This is a genomic window from Streptomyces sp. NPDC018031 (genome assembly GCF_044327625.1).
Classification (GTDB): Bacteria; Actinomycetota; Actinomycetes; order Streptomycetales; family Streptomycetaceae; genus Streptomyces.
In genome coordinates this window covers 1-15,120 of record NZ_JBIRFT010000018.1, presented here as the reverse complement: position 1 = coordinate 15,120, position 15,120 = coordinate 1, and the positions used below count along the sequence as shown (strand labels likewise).

Annotated in this window: 16 protein-coding genes; 8 read left to right on the top strand and 8 right to left on the bottom strand. The window is 73.7% G+C overall.

Annotated features, from left to right (window positions below):
* Window positions 1–151 precede the first annotated feature (151 nt).
* A complete protein-coding gene (locus ACH4B3_RS28750; RefSeq protein WP_398467655.1) occupies window positions 152–1,429 on the bottom strand; it encodes an Ig-like domain-containing protein in 1,278 nt (425 codons plus the stop codon).
* A 206-nt stretch (window positions 1,430–1,635) separates the two neighbouring features.
* On the bottom strand, window positions 1,636–1,950 hold the full coding sequence (locus ACH4B3_RS28745) for a hypothetical protein (protein WP_398467654.1): 315 nt from the start codon (window positions 1,948–1,950) through the stop codon (window positions 1,636–1,638).
* 122 nt (window positions 1,951–2,072) lie between these two features.
* Between ACH4B3_RS28745 and ACH4B3_RS28740 the strand changes: the two genes are divergently transcribed.
* Window positions 2,073–2,360 (top strand): hypothetical protein, encoded by a 288-nt coding sequence (locus ACH4B3_RS28740; RefSeq protein WP_398467652.1) that lies wholly within the window; start codon window positions 2,073–2,075, stop codon window positions 2,358–2,360.
* Between the two features lie 301 nt (window positions 2,361–2,661).
* Here ACH4B3_RS28740 and hutH read toward each other — a convergent pair whose 3' ends face one another.
* The 5 genes from hutH to ACH4B3_RS28715 all read right to left on the bottom strand — a co-directional run bounded on the left by hutH (window position 2,662) and on the right by ACH4B3_RS28715 (window position 8,928).
* Complete coding sequence (hutH, locus tag ACH4B3_RS28735; RefSeq protein WP_398467650.1) at window positions 2,662–4,221, bottom strand: histidine ammonia-lyase; 1,560 nt, start codon at window positions 4,219–4,221, stop codon at window positions 2,662–2,664.
* A gap of 100 nt (window positions 4,222–4,321) precedes the next feature.
* Complete coding sequence (locus tag ACH4B3_RS28730; RefSeq protein WP_398467802.1) at window positions 4,322–5,551, bottom strand: diguanylate cyclase domain-containing protein; 1,230 nt, start codon at window positions 5,549–5,551, stop codon at window positions 4,322–4,324.
* Between the two features lie 130 nt (window positions 5,552–5,681).
* Window positions 5,682–6,476: an enoyl-CoA hydratase/isomerase family protein gene (locus ACH4B3_RS28725; protein WP_398467648.1), complete on the bottom strand. Its 795-nt coding sequence runs from the start codon at window positions 6,474–6,476 to the stop codon at window positions 5,682–5,684.
* A 153-nt stretch (window positions 6,477–6,629) separates the two neighbouring features.
* The gene (locus ACH4B3_RS28720; protein ID WP_398467646.1) at window positions 6,630–7,922 is read right to left on the bottom strand and encodes an adenylate/guanylate cyclase domain-containing protein; all 1,293 of its coding nucleotides are present in this window, start codon (window positions 7,920–7,922) and stop codon (window positions 6,630–6,632) included.
* A 139-nt stretch (window positions 7,923–8,061) separates the two neighbouring features.
* Window positions 8,062–8,928, bottom strand: a complete 867-nt coding sequence (locus ACH4B3_RS28715; protein WP_398467644.1) for a biotin--[acetyl-CoA-carboxylase] ligase — start codon at window positions 8,926–8,928, stop codon at window positions 8,062–8,064.
* Window positions 8,929–9,264: 336 nt separating this feature from the next.
* Here ACH4B3_RS28715 and ACH4B3_RS28710 point away from each other — a divergent pair, with 336 nt between their 5' ends.
* The 6 genes from ACH4B3_RS28710 (at window position 9,265) to ACH4B3_RS28685 (ending at window position 14,004) form a co-directional block, all read left to right on the top strand.
* Window positions 9,265–10,845 (top strand): acyl-CoA carboxylase subunit beta, encoded by a 1,581-nt coding sequence (locus tag ACH4B3_RS28710; RefSeq protein WP_398467642.1) that lies wholly within the window; start codon window positions 9,265–9,267, stop codon window positions 10,843–10,845.
* A gap of 14 nt (window positions 10,846–10,859) precedes the next feature.
* Complete coding sequence (locus ACH4B3_RS28705) at window positions 10,860–11,066, top strand: acyl-CoA carboxylase subunit epsilon (protein WP_398467640.1); 207 nt, start codon at window positions 10,860–10,862, stop codon at window positions 11,064–11,066.
* 74 nt (window positions 11,067–11,140) lie between these two features.
* Window positions 11,141–11,269: a morphogenic membrane protein MmpB gene (gene mmpB / locus ACH4B3_RS28700; RefSeq protein ID WP_398467639.1), complete on the top strand. Its 129-nt coding sequence runs from the start codon at window positions 11,141–11,143 to the stop codon at window positions 11,267–11,269.
* Between the two features lie 187 nt (window positions 11,270–11,456).
* On the top strand, window positions 11,457–12,920 hold the full coding sequence (locus tag ACH4B3_RS28695; RefSeq protein ID WP_398467637.1) for a peptidoglycan D,D-transpeptidase FtsI family protein: 1,464 nt from the start codon (window positions 11,457–11,459) through the stop codon (window positions 12,918–12,920).
* Between the two features lie 141 nt (window positions 12,921–13,061).
* Window positions 13,062–13,673: a nucleoside triphosphate pyrophosphatase gene (locus tag ACH4B3_RS28690; RefSeq protein ID WP_398467635.1), complete on the top strand. Its 612-nt coding sequence runs from the start codon at window positions 13,062–13,064 to the stop codon at window positions 13,671–13,673.
* Window positions 13,666–14,004: an ArsR/SmtB family transcription factor gene (locus tag ACH4B3_RS28685; RefSeq protein ID WP_398467633.1), complete on the top strand. Its 339-nt coding sequence runs from the start codon at window positions 13,666–13,668 to the stop codon at window positions 14,002–14,004. The genes ACH4B3_RS28690 and ACH4B3_RS28685 overlap by 8 nt, the downstream gene beginning before the upstream one ends.
* Window positions 14,005–14,145: 141 nt before the next feature.
* On the opposite strand, the gene ACH4B3_RS28680 is transcribed toward ACH4B3_RS28685, so the two are convergent.
* On the bottom strand, window positions 14,146–14,616 hold the full coding sequence (locus ACH4B3_RS28680; RefSeq protein ID WP_398467631.1) for a hypothetical protein: 471 nt from the start codon (window positions 14,614–14,616) through the stop codon (window positions 14,146–14,148).
* A 403-nt stretch (window positions 14,617–15,019) separates the two neighbouring features.
* Here ACH4B3_RS28680 and ACH4B3_RS28675 point away from each other — a divergent pair.
* Window positions 15,020–15,120: biotin carboxylase N-terminal domain-containing protein (locus ACH4B3_RS28675; protein WP_158786612.1), on the top strand; the 101-nt coding region annotated here is incomplete at its 3' end.

Genomic DNA, 15,120 nt, shown 5'->3' with positions numbered 1-15,120 from the left:
GCGGGGGGGGCCGGGGGGGGTGCGCGGGGGGGGGGGGGGCGGGGGGGGGGCCCCGGGGGGGGGCCCCGGGGGGCGGGGGGGGGGGGGGGGCCGGCCCGGCCCCCCCCCCCCCCGGCGGTGGTCGTCAGGGGTCCGGTCCGGGACCCGGGGATCAGGCGCCGGTGGCGCTGCCCCCGACCCACTCGTCCCAGCTCATGTTCCAGCCGTTGAGGCCGTTGTCCGGCTGGATGGTCTTGTCCGGCGACCCGGTGACCACGACGACGTCACCGATCTGCGAGTTCTTGTAGAACCAGGCACCGTCCTGGTTCGGGTCGCCCCCACCCTTGACGTCGTTCAGGCCGACGCAGCCGTGGCTGGTGTTCGCGCCGCCGAAGATGGCGTCCGAGCCCCAGTAGTTGCCGTGGATGAAGGTGCCCGAGGTGGACAGCCGCATGGCGTGCGGCACGTCCTTGATGTCGTACTCGCCCTTGCCGTCGTCGTCGGTGAAGCCGACCGTGGCGCCGTTCATCCGGGTCTCCTTGAACTTCTCGGAGATCACCATCTGACCGTTGTAGGTCGGGTTTTCCGCGCTGCCGGCCGAGATCTTGATGGTCTTGGCCGTCTTGCCGTCCCGCACGACGGTCATCGTCTTGTTCTTCACGTCGACGGTGCTGACCTGCGAGTGGCCGATCCTGAAGGTGACGCTCTTGTCCTGGACGCCGGTGACGCCGTTGGACGCCTCGACGCCGTCGAGGTTGAGCTTCATGGTGACCGTGGAGTTCGGCTTCCAGTACTCCTGCGGGCGGAAGTCCAGGCGGGTTTGGCTGAACCAGTGGCCGACGACCTGCTGGCCGCTGCTGGAGGTGACCGTGATGTGGGACTGGACGTCCTTCTTGTTGGTCACCGGCTTGTCGAAGTTGATCGACACCGGCATGCCGACGCCGACGGTGGAGCCGTCCTCGGGCGTGAAGTTGCCGATGAAGCTGTGCGCCGGGGAGACCGTGGTGAAGGACGAGTTCTCGGTGGCCTTCCGCCCCTCGTCGTCCTTCGCCTCGGCGACGATCTTGTACTGCGTGGAACGGTCCAGCTGTGCGGTCGGCTCCCAGCTGGTGCCGTCCGGGGAGATGGTGCCCTCGACGGTGGCGCCGGTGGCCGGCGCGGTCATCACCACGCTGGTGAGCTTGCCGCCGCTGACGGTGACCTTGGCGTCGCGGTTGAGGCCGGCGTTGGTGGCGCCGTTCTTCGGCGTGATCTTGATCTTGGCGTCGGATGCCTTGGCGGCCGCCGCCTCGTCGACCTGTGCCGCGGACTTGCCGTGCCCCTGGCTGCCTTCGTCGTTGTTGTCGTCGTCCCCGCCACACGCAGCCAGGGTGAGCACACCGCTGAGCACCGCGGCCGCCACCGCTATGCCCTTGCGGCGCTTACCGTCCGTCATCACAGGTATCTCCATTGCTACTGGACCCCGAAAACCGGAACCGGAACGCTTGCCTGACACAAGGGCTCCGGGCACTCCGTGAAGAACGCCTGCGCCTGTGGACCGGTTCCCCCTTCAGTAAAACTGTGGGCGATGCCACTTAGCAAAAAGCACCGGTCAGGCCGGGGCCCGACCGGTGCCGCAAGCCCTTCGGTGCCACGCCTACCCACTGCGGGCCGCGGTCAGTCGATGTCGTCGCCCAGCTCCCAGTCGGCGCTATCCGGATCGAAGGCGGCCCGCTCGCTGCTCCAGGACGCCTGGACCAGCTCGGCGCCGGGGATCTCCGCCACCAGGTCCACCGGATCCACCAGGTAGGCCATGGCCTCCGCCTCGTCCGCCCGTACCGATTCCCGCGCCTGACCGCGCTCCTCGTCCGGCATGAACTCGTCGCCGTCGATGCGCTCGACCGCGGCACTGGTCAGCACCGCACTGTCGGACACCTCCAGCACCAGTTCGACGTGGATACGTACATACCGGGATGTTTCCGTAGCGTCCATGGACGGAGGGTAGAGCGCCGGGCCGCTCCCGGCCGTCTCGCTTCCGTGCGACCCGCGGTTGTCACTACGATCGGACGCACTCGGGGGCCAATTCGCCGCAGCCTCAAGGGGGATGCATACCGGTGACCGCACGCCGACCGCTGCTCACCGCCGCCGCGGCGGCATCGATGCTGTGCGCCCTGTGGTTCGTGCCGTCCGCCGGCGCGACCCCCGACCGCGCCGGGGAGGGCCCCGCCCGGCCGGGCGGCTCCCACTCGGTGGCCGGACCCGGGGCGCCGGACGGGCCGGACCTCGCCGACTCCGGCAGCGTGGACATCACCCCGTACCTGGTCGGCGGGACGGGTTTCCTGGGCCTCGGGGTGGCGATGGTCACCGCCTCGGTGCGCCGCGCCCGCACTCCCGCCTACTGACCGCGCCCGCACCGCCACCTGACGACCGCGGCCGCACCGGCGCCTTGACGACCGGGCCGCACCGCCGCCCACTCGCCGCGGCCGCCGGCCGGGCGGCGCCCCCTGTGACCCGCCCCGGCACCCCGCCGCGCCGGGCCCGCCGGGACGCCGCCGGGCCGGCCCGGCCCGCCATGGCCCGGCGCCCCGGTGCCAGGCGCCGGACTCCGAACACCAGACACCGGAGCCCGGACACCGGCGGACGCAGGACCGCGCCGCGGCGGCGGCTCGGGCGGGCGGCCCGGTCGCCCACCAGCGGCGCGGCTCAGGCGAGCGGCCCGGTCACCGGCTCCACCGCGGCGACCAGCCCGCCGGAGCGGACGAAGGCGTCCGCCGCCGCCAGGTCGGGCGCCAGGAAGCGGTCCTCGCCCGGCCCGCGCACCCCGGCCTCACGCACCGCGGCCAGCACCGCCCGGGTGGCCGGCGCCGGGGCCAGCCCGGTGCGCAGCTCGATCGCCCGGGTCGCCGCCATCAGCTCGACGGCGATCACCCGGGCCAGGTTGTCCACCGCGGACCGGAGCTTGCGCGCCGCCGACCAGCCCATCGAGACGTGGTCCTCCTGCATGGCGGAGGACGGGATGGAGTCCACCGAGGCCGGCACGGCGAGCCGCTTCATCTCGCTGACCAGTGCCGCCTGCGTGTACTGGGCGATCATCAGACCGGAGTCCACGCCCGCGTCGGCCGCGAGGAACGGCGGCAGCCCGTGCGAGCGGTTCTTGTCCAGCAGCCGGTCGGTGCGCCGTTCGGCGATGGAGGCCAGGTCCGCCGCGGCGATCGCCAGGAAGTCCAGCACATAGCCGACGGGCGCGCCGTGGAAGTTGCCGTTGGACTCCACCCGGCCCTCCGCGTCGCCGTCGCCCAGCAGCACCACGGGGTTGTCGACGGCCGCGGCGAGCTCGCGGTCGGCGACCAGCCGGGCGTGCGCCAGGGTGTCCCGGCCGGCGCCGGCCACCTGCGGGGCGCAGCGGATGGAGTAGGCGTCCTGGACCCGCGGGGCGTCGTCCTGGTGGTGTCCGGTGAGCCCGGAGCCGGCCAGCACCCGCCGCATGTTGTCGGCGCTGGCGGCCTGTCCGGGGTGCGGCCGGATGGCGTGCAGCTCGGGGGCGAGGACCTTGTCGGTGCCGAGCAGGGCCTCCAGCGAGAGCGCCGCGGTGATGTCGGCGGAGGTGTGGAGGCGGGCCAGGTCGGCACAGGCCATCACCAGCATGCCGAGCATGCCGTCGGTGCCGTTGAGCAGCGCCAGCCCCTCCTTCTCGCGGAGCTCGACGGGGGCGATGCCGTGCTCGGCGAGCAGTTCGGCGGCGGGACGGACCCGGCCGTCGGGGCCCTCCGCGTCGCCTTCGCCCATCAGGGTCAGGGCGCAGTGCGACAGCGGGGCCAGGTCGCCGGAGCAGCCCAGCGAGCCGTACTCGTGCACCACCGGGGTGATGCCGGCGTTCAGCACCGCGGCCATGGTCTCGACGACCAGCGGGCGCACCCCGGTACGGCCCGAGGCGAGGGTCTTGAGCCGCAGGAACATCAGCGCGCGCACCACCTCGCGCTCCACCCGCGGGCCCATCCCCGCGGCGTGCGAGCGGACGATGTTGCGCTGCAGCTGGGCCCGGAGCTCCGGGCTGATGTGCCGGACCGCGAGGGCGCCGAACCCGGTGGAGACGCCGTAGACCGGGTCGGGCTTGGCGGCCAGGTCGTCGACGACCCGCCGGGCGGCGGCGACGGCGGCCAGCGCGTCGGCGGACAGCTCGATCCGAGCGGCGCCGCGGGCCACGGCGATGACATCGTCGGCGGTCGTCCCGGACGACCCCACCACCACAGTGTGCATATCCATATTCAGGAACCCTAGAGACTGAATCGCAAACTGTCACCACCCGGTTTCCGGGGCGCACCGCACCCCGGCCCGGGCGGGCCGGCCGCGGGACCGGCCGGTGTCACGGGGCCTCCCCCAGCGGGGACTGGCGGCCGCGGAACCGGCGGCGTTCGGCCGGCGGGGTCCGCGGCGGGGAGTCGGCGAGCCTGACCACCGGGTCGTCCGGGCCGCCGTCCCGGCCGGCGACCACCGGCTTGCTCGCCCGGGCCGCCTTCGCCCGGTACTGGGCCGCGTCGGCGAGCCGGAAGAGCCGGCGGGCGGAGCGCACCGGCCCGATCGGGTCACCGGTCGAGGCGACCCCGCAGGCCACCCCCTCACCCAGCTCCAACTCGGCCGCCCGGCGGCAGAGTTCGTCGGCCACCCGGACCACCTCGTCCGCCTCCGAGCCGACCTCCAGCAGGCAGAACTCGTCCCCGCCCAGCCGGGCCACCAGCGCGCCGGGGAGCATGGCACCACAGCGCGACAGCACCGAGCCGAACCGTTCCAGCAGCCGGTCGCCGACCGCGTGCCCCTGGGTGTCGTTGACCGTCTTCAGCCCGTTGAGGTCGCACACCACCAGGCTCACCACGGCCCCCTCGGTACGGTGCGCCTCCAGCGCCTCGTCCAGCCGCATGTCCACCGCCCGCCGGTTGCCGAGCCCGGTCAGCGGATCGGTGAAGGCCAGCCGGCGGGCCTCCTCCAGCCGCTCCGTCTGGGCGATGCCGGCCGCCGTCATGGCCGCGAGCACGGTCGCGAAATCCGCGTCCGCCCGCCCGAACGCCGGCCGGTCCGCCGCCCGCGCCACGTACAGCTCGCCCCAGGCCCGCCCGCGCAGCACGATCGGGGCCACCACGCAGCTGCCCCGGCCGCGGCGCCGCAGCGCGGCCACCCTCCCCCAGCTGTCGCTGGGCGGGCCCTCCCGGCAGTACGCCCGGTACGCCCCGCCGGGACCCGCATCGGGGCACGGGCCCTCGGCCACCTCCACCCAGGCGTGCGGCTCACCGCCGCGCGCCCACCGCTCGTGCAGGAACTCGGTGATCTCCGGGAACTCGCTCACCGGATACCACTCGCTCTCCGGGAACTCCTCCTCGCCCTCGGCCAGTTCCCCCACGTTGACCAGCACCCGCAGCCGTCCCCGCTCCCGCTCCCAGACGGAGACCGCCGCGAAGTTCCCGCCGAGGGCGCTGCGCGCGCCGACCGCGGCGGAGCGCACCGCCTCCTGCGGGGTGTGCGCCGCCGCTATGGCCTGCGCCAGCCCCACCACGGCCCTCAGCCGCGTCTCGCCCTCACCCGTCGTCACCACGCCTCGCATTCCGTCGCCGTGCGCGACCCTGCTCACGGCGCGCATCCGCGTCCTCCAGCGTAGGAACGTTCGGCCGGTTCCGCCCCCCACCGGCGCGGACCGGTGCGACGGCGGCCGCCGGGGACGGCGGCCCGCCCGGCTACTCCCCGGGCCAGTTCGGGGTGCGCTTCTCGTTGAAGGCGGCGACGCCCTCCGCGCGGTCCCCGGAGAAGGCGACCGAGCGCCAGGCGGCGTCCTCCACCTCCAGGCCGGTGCGCAGGTCCAGGCCGTGGCCCAGGCGCAGCGCCTTCTTCGCGGCGCGCAGCCCGACCGGCGAGTTGGCGGCGATCCGGCCGGCCAGCTCCAGCGCCTCGGCGCGGTCCTGGCCCTCCGCGGCCAGCTGGTCCACCAGGCCCAGCCGCAGCGCCTCCGGGGCGGCCACCCGGCGCGCCGTGAAGATCAGCTCGGCGGCCCGGGCGGCGCCCACCCGGCGGGGCAGCAGCTGGGTGCCGCCGCCGCCGGGCAGGACGCCGACCGACACCTCGGGCAGGCCCACCACGGCCGTCGGGTCGGCGACGATCAGGTCGCAGGAGAGGGCCAGCTCGAAGCCGCCGCCCAGCGCGTAGCCGTGCACCGCGGCGACGGTCGGCACCGGGAGCTCCAGTACGCCGGTGTAGGCGGCGCGGGCCAGCGGGCGCTGCCGGCCCAGCTCGGCGTCGGTCAGCGCGTTGCGCTCCTTCAGGTCGGCGCCGACGCAGAAGGCCCGGTCGTGGGTGGAGGTGAGCACCACGGCGCGCACCGAGGCGTCCGCCGCCAGGGCGTCGCAGGCGGCGGCGATGGAGCGGGCCATGCCGGTGGAGACCGCGTTCATCGCCTTGGGCCGGTCGAGTACCAGCTCGGCCACGTGCCCGTGCCGCGCCACGCCCACCCATTCGCCGAACCGCTGTTCCGTCATGCGCCCTCCCGAGCCGGTGTTAACGATCGTTGACCGGATCATCGCAGCCGGGGCCGGGCCACCGCCAGGGGGGTGCCGGACGTGACCGGGGGGTGCCGGACGTGACCGGGGTGCCGGACGTGGCCGGGTGGGCGTGCCGCCGCCGGGCGGGGTTCAGCCGCGCCGGGTGAGGTGCCAGGGCTCGACGACGCCCAGACCACGCACCGGCCGCTGCCACATCGGCTGCAACGCGAAGCGGTACGAGGGCGGCTCCTCGCCCTGCTTCTCCGCCTCGGCCGCCGCCTCCGCCGCCTCGGCCTCGGAGACCGGGGCCTCCCCGGTCCGGGTCAGCTCCTCCGCCAGCGCCCCGTCCACCAGCACCGCGTCCTTCGGCGCTATCGAGGTCAGCCGGCTGGCGAGGTTCACGGTGGTGCCGAAGACGTCGCCCATCCGGGTCGTGACGGTGCCGAAGGCGATGCCGACCCGCAGCTCGGGCATGGTCTCGTCGTTCGCCATGGTCTCGATGAGCCGCAGCCCGATCTCGGCGGCGGTACCGGGGTCGTCGGCGGAGAAGAGCACCTCGTCGCCGAGGGTCTTGATCAGCCGGCCGCCGTGCGCGGCGACCAGGTCGGCGGCGGTGGTCTCGAACGCCTCGACGAGCTCGCCCAGCTCCTCCTCCTCCAGCCGCCGGGTCAGCCGGGTGAAGCCGACCAGGTCGGCGAAGCCGACGGCCAGCCGCCGGTCGACCATCTCGGCGTCGTCCTGGGCCTGGATCACCCGGCCGGTCGCGGCGGCGAGCTGCCGCCGGTAGACGTAGACCAGGAACTCCTCCAGCTCCGGCAGCAGCAGCTCGACCAGCGGGTAGGCGATCTCGGTGCGCGTCATGCCGGGTTCCTGGGGCTCGGTCAGCCCCTCCAGGAAGGAGTCGATCTGCCAGTCGGCCAGCCGGGCGGTGGTCTGGCCGGTGGACCGGGCCACCTGGATGGCCATCGGCTCGCTGAGCAGCCCGGCCTCCACCAGACCGGCGAGCCGCCGCAGGGCCAGCACGTCCGCCTCGGTGAGCGCCTTGGCCTGGCCGATGTCGGCGAAGCCCATCGCGTGCCAGAAGCGGGTGGCCCGGTCGACCGAGACACCGGCGCTGCGCGCTGCCTGGAAGGGGGTGTAGCGCCGCTCGGCGCCCAGGATCAGCTGCTCCAGGCGGAGCGCGATGGAGTCCTCGTCCAGCTCCTCGTCGGCACCGCCCTCGCCGGGAGCGGCGGGGGAGCCGTCAGGGCCGGCCGCGCCGTCTGCGGCCGCACCATCCCGGGCCGCGCCGTCCGGCCCGGCACCCTCGCCGCCGGTCCGGTCCGCCTCCGCACCGTCCGGGTCACCGCTGTCGCCGGGGCCGGCGGCGCCGGTGGCGGCGGCGTCCGACGCCGTGGCACCCGGGTCCACCGCGTCCGGATCCGCGCCGCCTTCGACGGTCACCGCCCGCCCCCTGTCCGAGTCCTGCGCACTGCCCTTCCGCTTCCCTCTTCCGCTTGCCCCGGGCCACCGGTCACGGCTCGCCCTCGGCCGTCCGAGCTGGACGGACACCGCCTCAACGATACGGCAGGTGTGCCGTAGCTCACTCTCCGGCGGAGGCAGCGCGCAGATGCACGATGTCCCCCGCGGCGACCGGTTCGCGCGCGCCGGCCGCGGTGGCGATGACCAGCCGTCCGTCGCCGTCCACGGCCACCGCCTCGCCGACCACCTCGCGGCCGCCGGGCAGCTCCGCGCGCACCGTGCGGCCCAGCGTGGCGCAGCCCGCCGCGTACGCCTCCTGGAGTCCGCTGGCGGCGGGGTCGCCCGCCGCGTCCCGCCACCGGCCGTACCACTCCTCCAGCGACCGGAGCACCGCGCGCAGCAGCGGGTCCCGGTCGAGGGAGACGGCGTTCGCGAGGGCCAGCGAGCCCGCGGTCGGCACCGGCAGCTCGTCCGCGCGGAGCGAGACGTTGAGCCCGACGCCCAGCACCACGGCCTCCCCGGCGCGCTCGGCGAGGATGCCGCCGGACTTCCGCTCCTCCCCGGCCACGGTCAGCAGCAGGTCGTTGGGCCATTTCAGTGCCGTGTCCACGCCGGCGGCCCGGGACAGCGCGGTGGCGGTGGCCACCCCGGCGAGCAGCGGCAGCCACGCCCAGCGCGTCGCGGGCACCCGGTCCCCGGGCCGCAGCAGCACCGAGAAGAACAGCCCGGAGCGGGCGGGCGCGGTCCAGCTGCGGTCCAGCCGGCCGCGCCCGGCGGTCTGCTCCTCGGCGACCAGCACGGCGCCCTCCACCGCTCCGCGGGCGGCCTCGGCCGCCAGATCGGTGTTGGTGGAGCCGGTGGCGGACACCACGTCGAGGGCCGTCCACAGGCCGCCGGGCCGGATCAGGGCCTTGCGGAGGGCCGCGGAGTTCAGCGGGGGGCGGTCCAGATCGGTCCATCGGCCGCCGGGGGTGTCAGAAGCGCTCATACGGGCCAGCCTAGGGTCAGGAGGTGTGGCCAACGACGCAGTGCCACGGCGGAGTACCGCCGATACGCTACGAGCCGGTAGCCGAGGTGACCCACCCGGAAAACCCCGTACGACCACTGTTGGAACGCTTTTGAGGTCCCCGAACGCCCGAGCCAGGAACGCCCGGAAACACCCGAACGCCCCACACGTCCCGACACCCCGCAAGGGCCGGGGCACCTGACGAACCCCGGAACGCCTGACCCGGGCTCCCCTCCGACCTCAGCAGCCCCGTCAGCAGTCCCCTGAACAGTCCCCCCTAACCAGTCCGCCCCGAGGACGAGCAGGAGCCGCATCCCGATGTCCGAGCCGGAGATTGACATCCACACCACCGCGGGGAAGCTCGCGGATCTGCAGCGCCGTATCGACGAGGCGACCCATGCCGGGTCCGCCCGGGCGGTGGAGAAGCAGCACGCCAAGGGCAAGCTGACCGCTCGTGAGCGCATCGACCTCCTCCTCGACGAGGGGTCGTTCACGGAGCTGGACGAGTTCGCCCGGCACCGCTCCACCAACTTCGGCATCGAGAAGAGCCGGCCCTACGGAGACGGCGTGGTCACCGGCTACGGCACGGTCGACGGCCGCCCGGTCGCGGTCTTCTCCCAGGACTTCACCGTCTTCGGCGGCGCCCTCGGCGAGGTCTTCGGCCAGAAGATCGTCAAGGTGATGGACTTCGCGCTGAAGACCGGCTGCCCGGTCATCGGCATCAACGACTCCGGCGGCGCCCGCATCCAGGAGGGCGTCAGCGCGCTGGGCATGTACGGCGAGATCTTCCGCCGCAACACCCACGCCTCCGGTGTGATCCCGCAGATCAGCCTGGTCGTCGGCCCGTGCGCGGGCGGCGCGGTCTACTCCCCGGCGATCACCGACTTCACCGTCATGGTCGACCAGACCTCGCACATGTTCATCACCGGACCGGACGTGATCAAGACGGTGACCGGGGAGGACGTGGGCTTCGAGGAGCTGGGCGGGGCCCGCACCCACAACTCCACCTCCGGCGTCGCGCACCACATGGCCGGCGACGAGAAGGACGCCATAGAGTACGTCAAGGCCCTGTTGTCCTACCTGCCCTCCAACAACCTCTCCGAGCCCCCGGCGTTCCCGGAGGAGGCGGAGCTGGAGGTCACGGACGAGGACCGCGAGCTGGACACGATCGTCCCGGACTCGGCGAACCAGCCCTACGACATGCACAAGATCATCGAGCATGTGCTGGACGAGGGCGAGTTCCTGGAGACCCAGCCGCTGTTCGCGCCGAACATCGTCACCGGCTTCGGGCGGGTCGAGGGCCACCCGGTGGGCATCGTCGCCAACCAGCCGATGCAGTTCGCCGGCTGCCTGGACATCGACGCCTCGGAGAAGGCCGCGCGCTTCGTCCGCACCTGCGACGCGTTCAACGTGCCGGTGCTGACCTTCGTCGACGTGCCCGGCTTCCTGCCCGGCACCGACCAGGAGTACAACGGCATCATCCGGCGCGGCGCCAAGCTGATCTACGCCTACGCCGAGGCCACCGTCCCGCTGATCACCGTGATCACCCGCAAGGCGTTCGGCGGCGCCTACGACGTGATGGGCTCCAAGCACCTGGGCGCGGACCTCAACCTGGCGTGGCCCACCGCGCAGATCGCGGTGATGGGCGCCCAGGGCGCGGTGAACATCCTGCACCGCCGGGCGATCGCCGAGGCCGAGGACGCCGAGGCCACCCGCGCCCGGCTGATCGCCGAGTACGAGGACGCGCTGCTCAACCCGTACGTGGCGGCCGAGCGCGGCTACATCGACGCGGTGGTCATGCCCTCGGACACCCGGCGCCACATCGTGCGGGGGCTGCGCTCCCTGCGCAACAAGCGGGAGGCGCTGCCGCCCAAGAAGCACGGCAACATCCCCCTCTAGAAAGGGTTGTTCCCATGATCAAGGTTCTGCGTGGCAACCCCACCCCCGAGGAGCTGGCCGCCGCACTCGCGGTGGTCCAAGCCCGCGCGGCGGCCGTCACCGCCGCCGCGCCGGGGCACCGCGTGCCGGACGAGTGGGCCGACCCGGCCCGCACCATCCCCGGCAGCCGGGTGCCCCACCCCGGACCGACGGCCTGGCGCACCAGCTACTGGCCTGCCTGAGCGCGTCCCGCGAACCGTGGCGCCTGAGTACGCGTACTCAGGCGCCACGGCGCGTCCGGCGGCAGGATCGCTCCATGCTGTGGTCCGACCCGTCAGACGAAACCCCGGAGGAACTGCGTCAGGTACAGGCGCGGCTCCGCCGGGCGGGCACCGTACTGGCGGTCGCCGTACTGATCTCCCTGCTGCTGCTGAGCGCCCCCTGACCCGGGCCGGCCCCCGGGCCGGGTCGGGCACCGGCGGACGGCGGCCTCCCCCGCCGCCCTCCCCGGCGGCCGGGGAACCGGCCGGGCCGATTCCCCCTCTTCCTCTCCGCAGAACCGTCACCATCCCCATTCCGTGGAGAGCTGCCCCCATCCGGCAGCGGACCAGGCACCAGGGAGCCGCTCGCCGATGAACAGACCGATCCGCCACATCGCCGTCTTCACCGGTCTGCTCGTGCTGTCCCTGCTGCTGCGCACCACCTGGCTCCAGTTCCAGCGCTCCGAGGAACTGTCGACCCACGAGGAGAACGACCGGGTCAAGATCGAGGCGTACGCCCATCCGCGCGGCAACATCATCGTGGGCGGGCGGCCGGTCACCGGCTCGGTGGAGACCGGCGGGGTGAACTTCGCGTACAAGCGGGTCTTCAAGGAGGGGCCGATGTACGCCCCGATCACCGGCTACTCCTCGCAGACCTACGGCTCGAACCACCTGGAGAAGCTGAACGAGAAGCTGCTCAGCGGCACCGACGACCGCCTCTTCCTGCAGCGCACCCTGGACATGTTCACCGGCGAGCAGCGGCGCGCCGGCGACGTGGTCACCACCATCGACCCCAAGGCGCAGAAGGCCGCGTTCGAGGGGCTGGGCGACCGGACCGGCGCGGTGGTCGCCATCGAGCCGGACACCGGCAAGATCCTCGCGCTGGCCTCCACCCCCTCCTACGACCCGTCCGACTTCGCGGGCAGCTCCGACAAGGACGTCGCCGCCTGGGACCGGCTGCAGAAGGACAAGCGGAAGCCGATGACCAACCGGGCGCTGAAGGAGGTCTATCCCCCCGGCTCCACCTTCAAGGTCATCACCGCCGCGGCGGCCCTGGAGAACGGGCGGTACACCGACATCGACGCCCCGACCGAGTCCCCCGACCCGTGGACCATGCCGGACACCAACCGGGTGCTGCCGAACCACAGCCCCACCGCGCCGTGCCGGAACGCCTCGCTCAACGTGGCCATGCAGCACTCCTGCAACAACGTCTACGGCAAGGTCAGCGCCGACCTCGGCAAGGACACCATGCGCGAGACGGCGGAGCGGTTCGGCTTCAACGACCCCGAGGTGGACACCCCCACCCGGGCCGCCGAGAGCGTCTTCCCCGCGGAGATGGACCGGCCGCAGACCGCGATGTCGGGCATCGGCCAGTCCAGCGTGGTCGCCACCCCGCTGCAGATCGCGATGATGACCGCCGCGATCGCCAACGACGGCAAGCTGATGAAGCCGTACCTGGTCGAGGAGCTGCGCGACGCGGACCTGGACGCGATCGAGAAGCACGAGCCCGAGCTGATGTCCGAGGCCGTCTCGGCGGACACCGCGGAGAAGATCCAGCGGATGATGGAGGACACCGCCGAGAAGGGCACCGGCCGGCCCGGCCGGATCTCCGGGGTCACGGTCGGCGCCAAGACCGGTACCGCCCAGCGCGGCGTGGACAACCGCACCCCGCCGCTGGCCTGGTTCATCGCGTACGCCAAGCAGGGCGACGGCTCACCGGTCGCGGTCGCGGTGATGATCGACCCGGACCGCAGCATCCCGCGCGACCAGATCTCCGGCGGCGGTCTGGCGGGCCCGATCGCCAAGAAGGTCATGCAGGCCGTGCTCGCCGACTGAACCACCGCCGCCCGGCCCCACCCCGCCGAGGTCCCGGCTCCGGCCCCCGGCGCCCCCGCCGTGCCCGGCGCCGGCCCCCGGTGCGCCCGGCCGCCCCCTGGGGCCCCGGGGCGCACCGGGCGAACCCCTACCCTGGGGCTCATGACTGACCGCCGCACCCTCGTCCTCGCGTCCGCCTCCCCCGCCCGGCTCGGGCTGCTGCGCCAGGCCGGCCTCGCGCCCCAGGTGATCGTCAGCGGGGTGGACGAGGACGCCATCACCGCCGGCACACCCGCCGAGCTGGCCCGGCTGCTGGCCGAGGCCAAGGCCGCCGCCGTGGCGGCCCGTCCGGAAGCCGCGGGCGCCCTGGTGGTCGGCTGCGACTCGGTGCTGGAGCTGGACGGGCAGGCGCTGGGCAAGCCGGCCGACGCCGAGGACGCCACCGCCCGCTGGAAGGCGATGCGCGGCCGGTCCGGGGTGCTGCGCACCGGGCACTGCGTGATCGACACCGGGAACGGGCGGCAGACCTCCGCCACCGCCTCCACCACGGTCCGGTTCGGCGAGCCGTCCGACGCGGAGGTCGCGGCGTACGTGGCCAGCGGCGAACCGCTCCACGTGGCCGGCGCGTTCACCCTGGACGGCCGCTCGGCCCCGTTCGTCGACGGCATCGACGGCGACCCCGGCAACGTCATCGGCCTCTCGCTGCCCCTGCTGCGCCGGCTGCTCGCCGAACTGGACGTCGCCATCACCGACCTGTGGACGACCGGTGCCTGACGCCGAAGGCCACCCGGAGCCGCGGGAGATGGAGCTGCGCACCATCCTGGCCGCGCTCTCCGACCCGCTGCGCTACGAGGTGGTGTCGGCGCTGCTCGCCGAGGAGCCGGAGACCGCCCGGCACTGCTCGTCGTTCGGCCTGCCGGTGTCCAAGTCGACGCGGACCCACCACTTCCGGGTGCTCCGCGAGGCGGGGCTGGTCCGCCAGGTCGACCGGGGCAACAGCCGGATGGCCACGCTGCGCCGTGCGGAACTGGACGCCCGGTTCCCGGGCCTGCTGGACCTGGTGGCGCGGAACCAGCCCCCGGACGGCGACCGGGCCTCCGGCTGACCGGCGGGCGGCGGCAGCGGCGGACGGCCCGCCGCGGCACCGCCGTCCGGGGCGCGGCCGGCAGCCCGGGGGCCCGCCGTCCGCAGGATGAGACGCGGAGCCGGGGAATCCCGCCCTGCCGGGCGGGCGCCGGCCCGGCTGTCAGGCGGGGGCCGCGCCGGGGTCCTGGGCGGCCCGCCCGCCCTCCGGCGGCCCCGGTTCACCGGCCTGGTCCGCGGCCGGGCTGTCGTCGTATGCCAACAGCGACAGCACGATCAGACCCAGGACCACCATGAGGCCGGCGAACGCCGCCCAGCCCACCAGGCCCACGGTCAGCGCGCCCAGCACCCCGTGCACCACCGCGCAGCTGACGAGCAGGATGCGGGCGAACCGGCCGGGGCTCCGGTCCCGGATCGCCGCGCGCAGCAGCACGATCCCGCAACTCAGCAGGTAGAGGCCGAAGATGCCGCCCATCACCCAGGTGCCCATGGACATCGCGTCGGGGTCCAGGCCGCCCATGGACATCTTCTGACGGTCCACCATCAGGCCCAGGATCCAGTTGAGCAGCGCGATGCCGACCGCTTCGGCCATCAGCACCACGGCCGCCGTCGCGGCCACCGGTCTGCGTGCCACCCCGCCCACCCCATCCGTTCGAGGTCCTGTCGGCGGCCCCCGGCCGTTACCCGGGGTACCACCGCACGACATCGCGCACGCTACTAACGGGTAAGCCAAGGGACAAGGGGTCTGCGCACGGATCCGCCGCCGCGCGACCATGCGGCAAAGTTTCCGTCCCCCGTTCGTAGGAATCCCACAAAGAATCGGCAGGGGCGACCCCTCGCCACGACCGAGACCTTGGCCACACCCGGAACCGCCGGACGGCGCCGGAACACCGGCGTACCGTGGACCGACAAGGGATTTCGCCCTCCGCGCAGGGCCGGCCTCACCCTCCGTGTGGTCAAGCTCACCACCGGACTCTTCTCGGCGCGAAGTGTGGCCCGTACCTAAACTCTTGGCTTGTTTCAAGGAGGGAGCCATCGTGCGCAAGGTGCTCATCGCCAACCGTGGCGAAATCGCTGTCCGCGTTGCCCGTGCTTGTCGGGATGCCGGGATCGCGAGCGTAGCCGTGTACGCCGATCC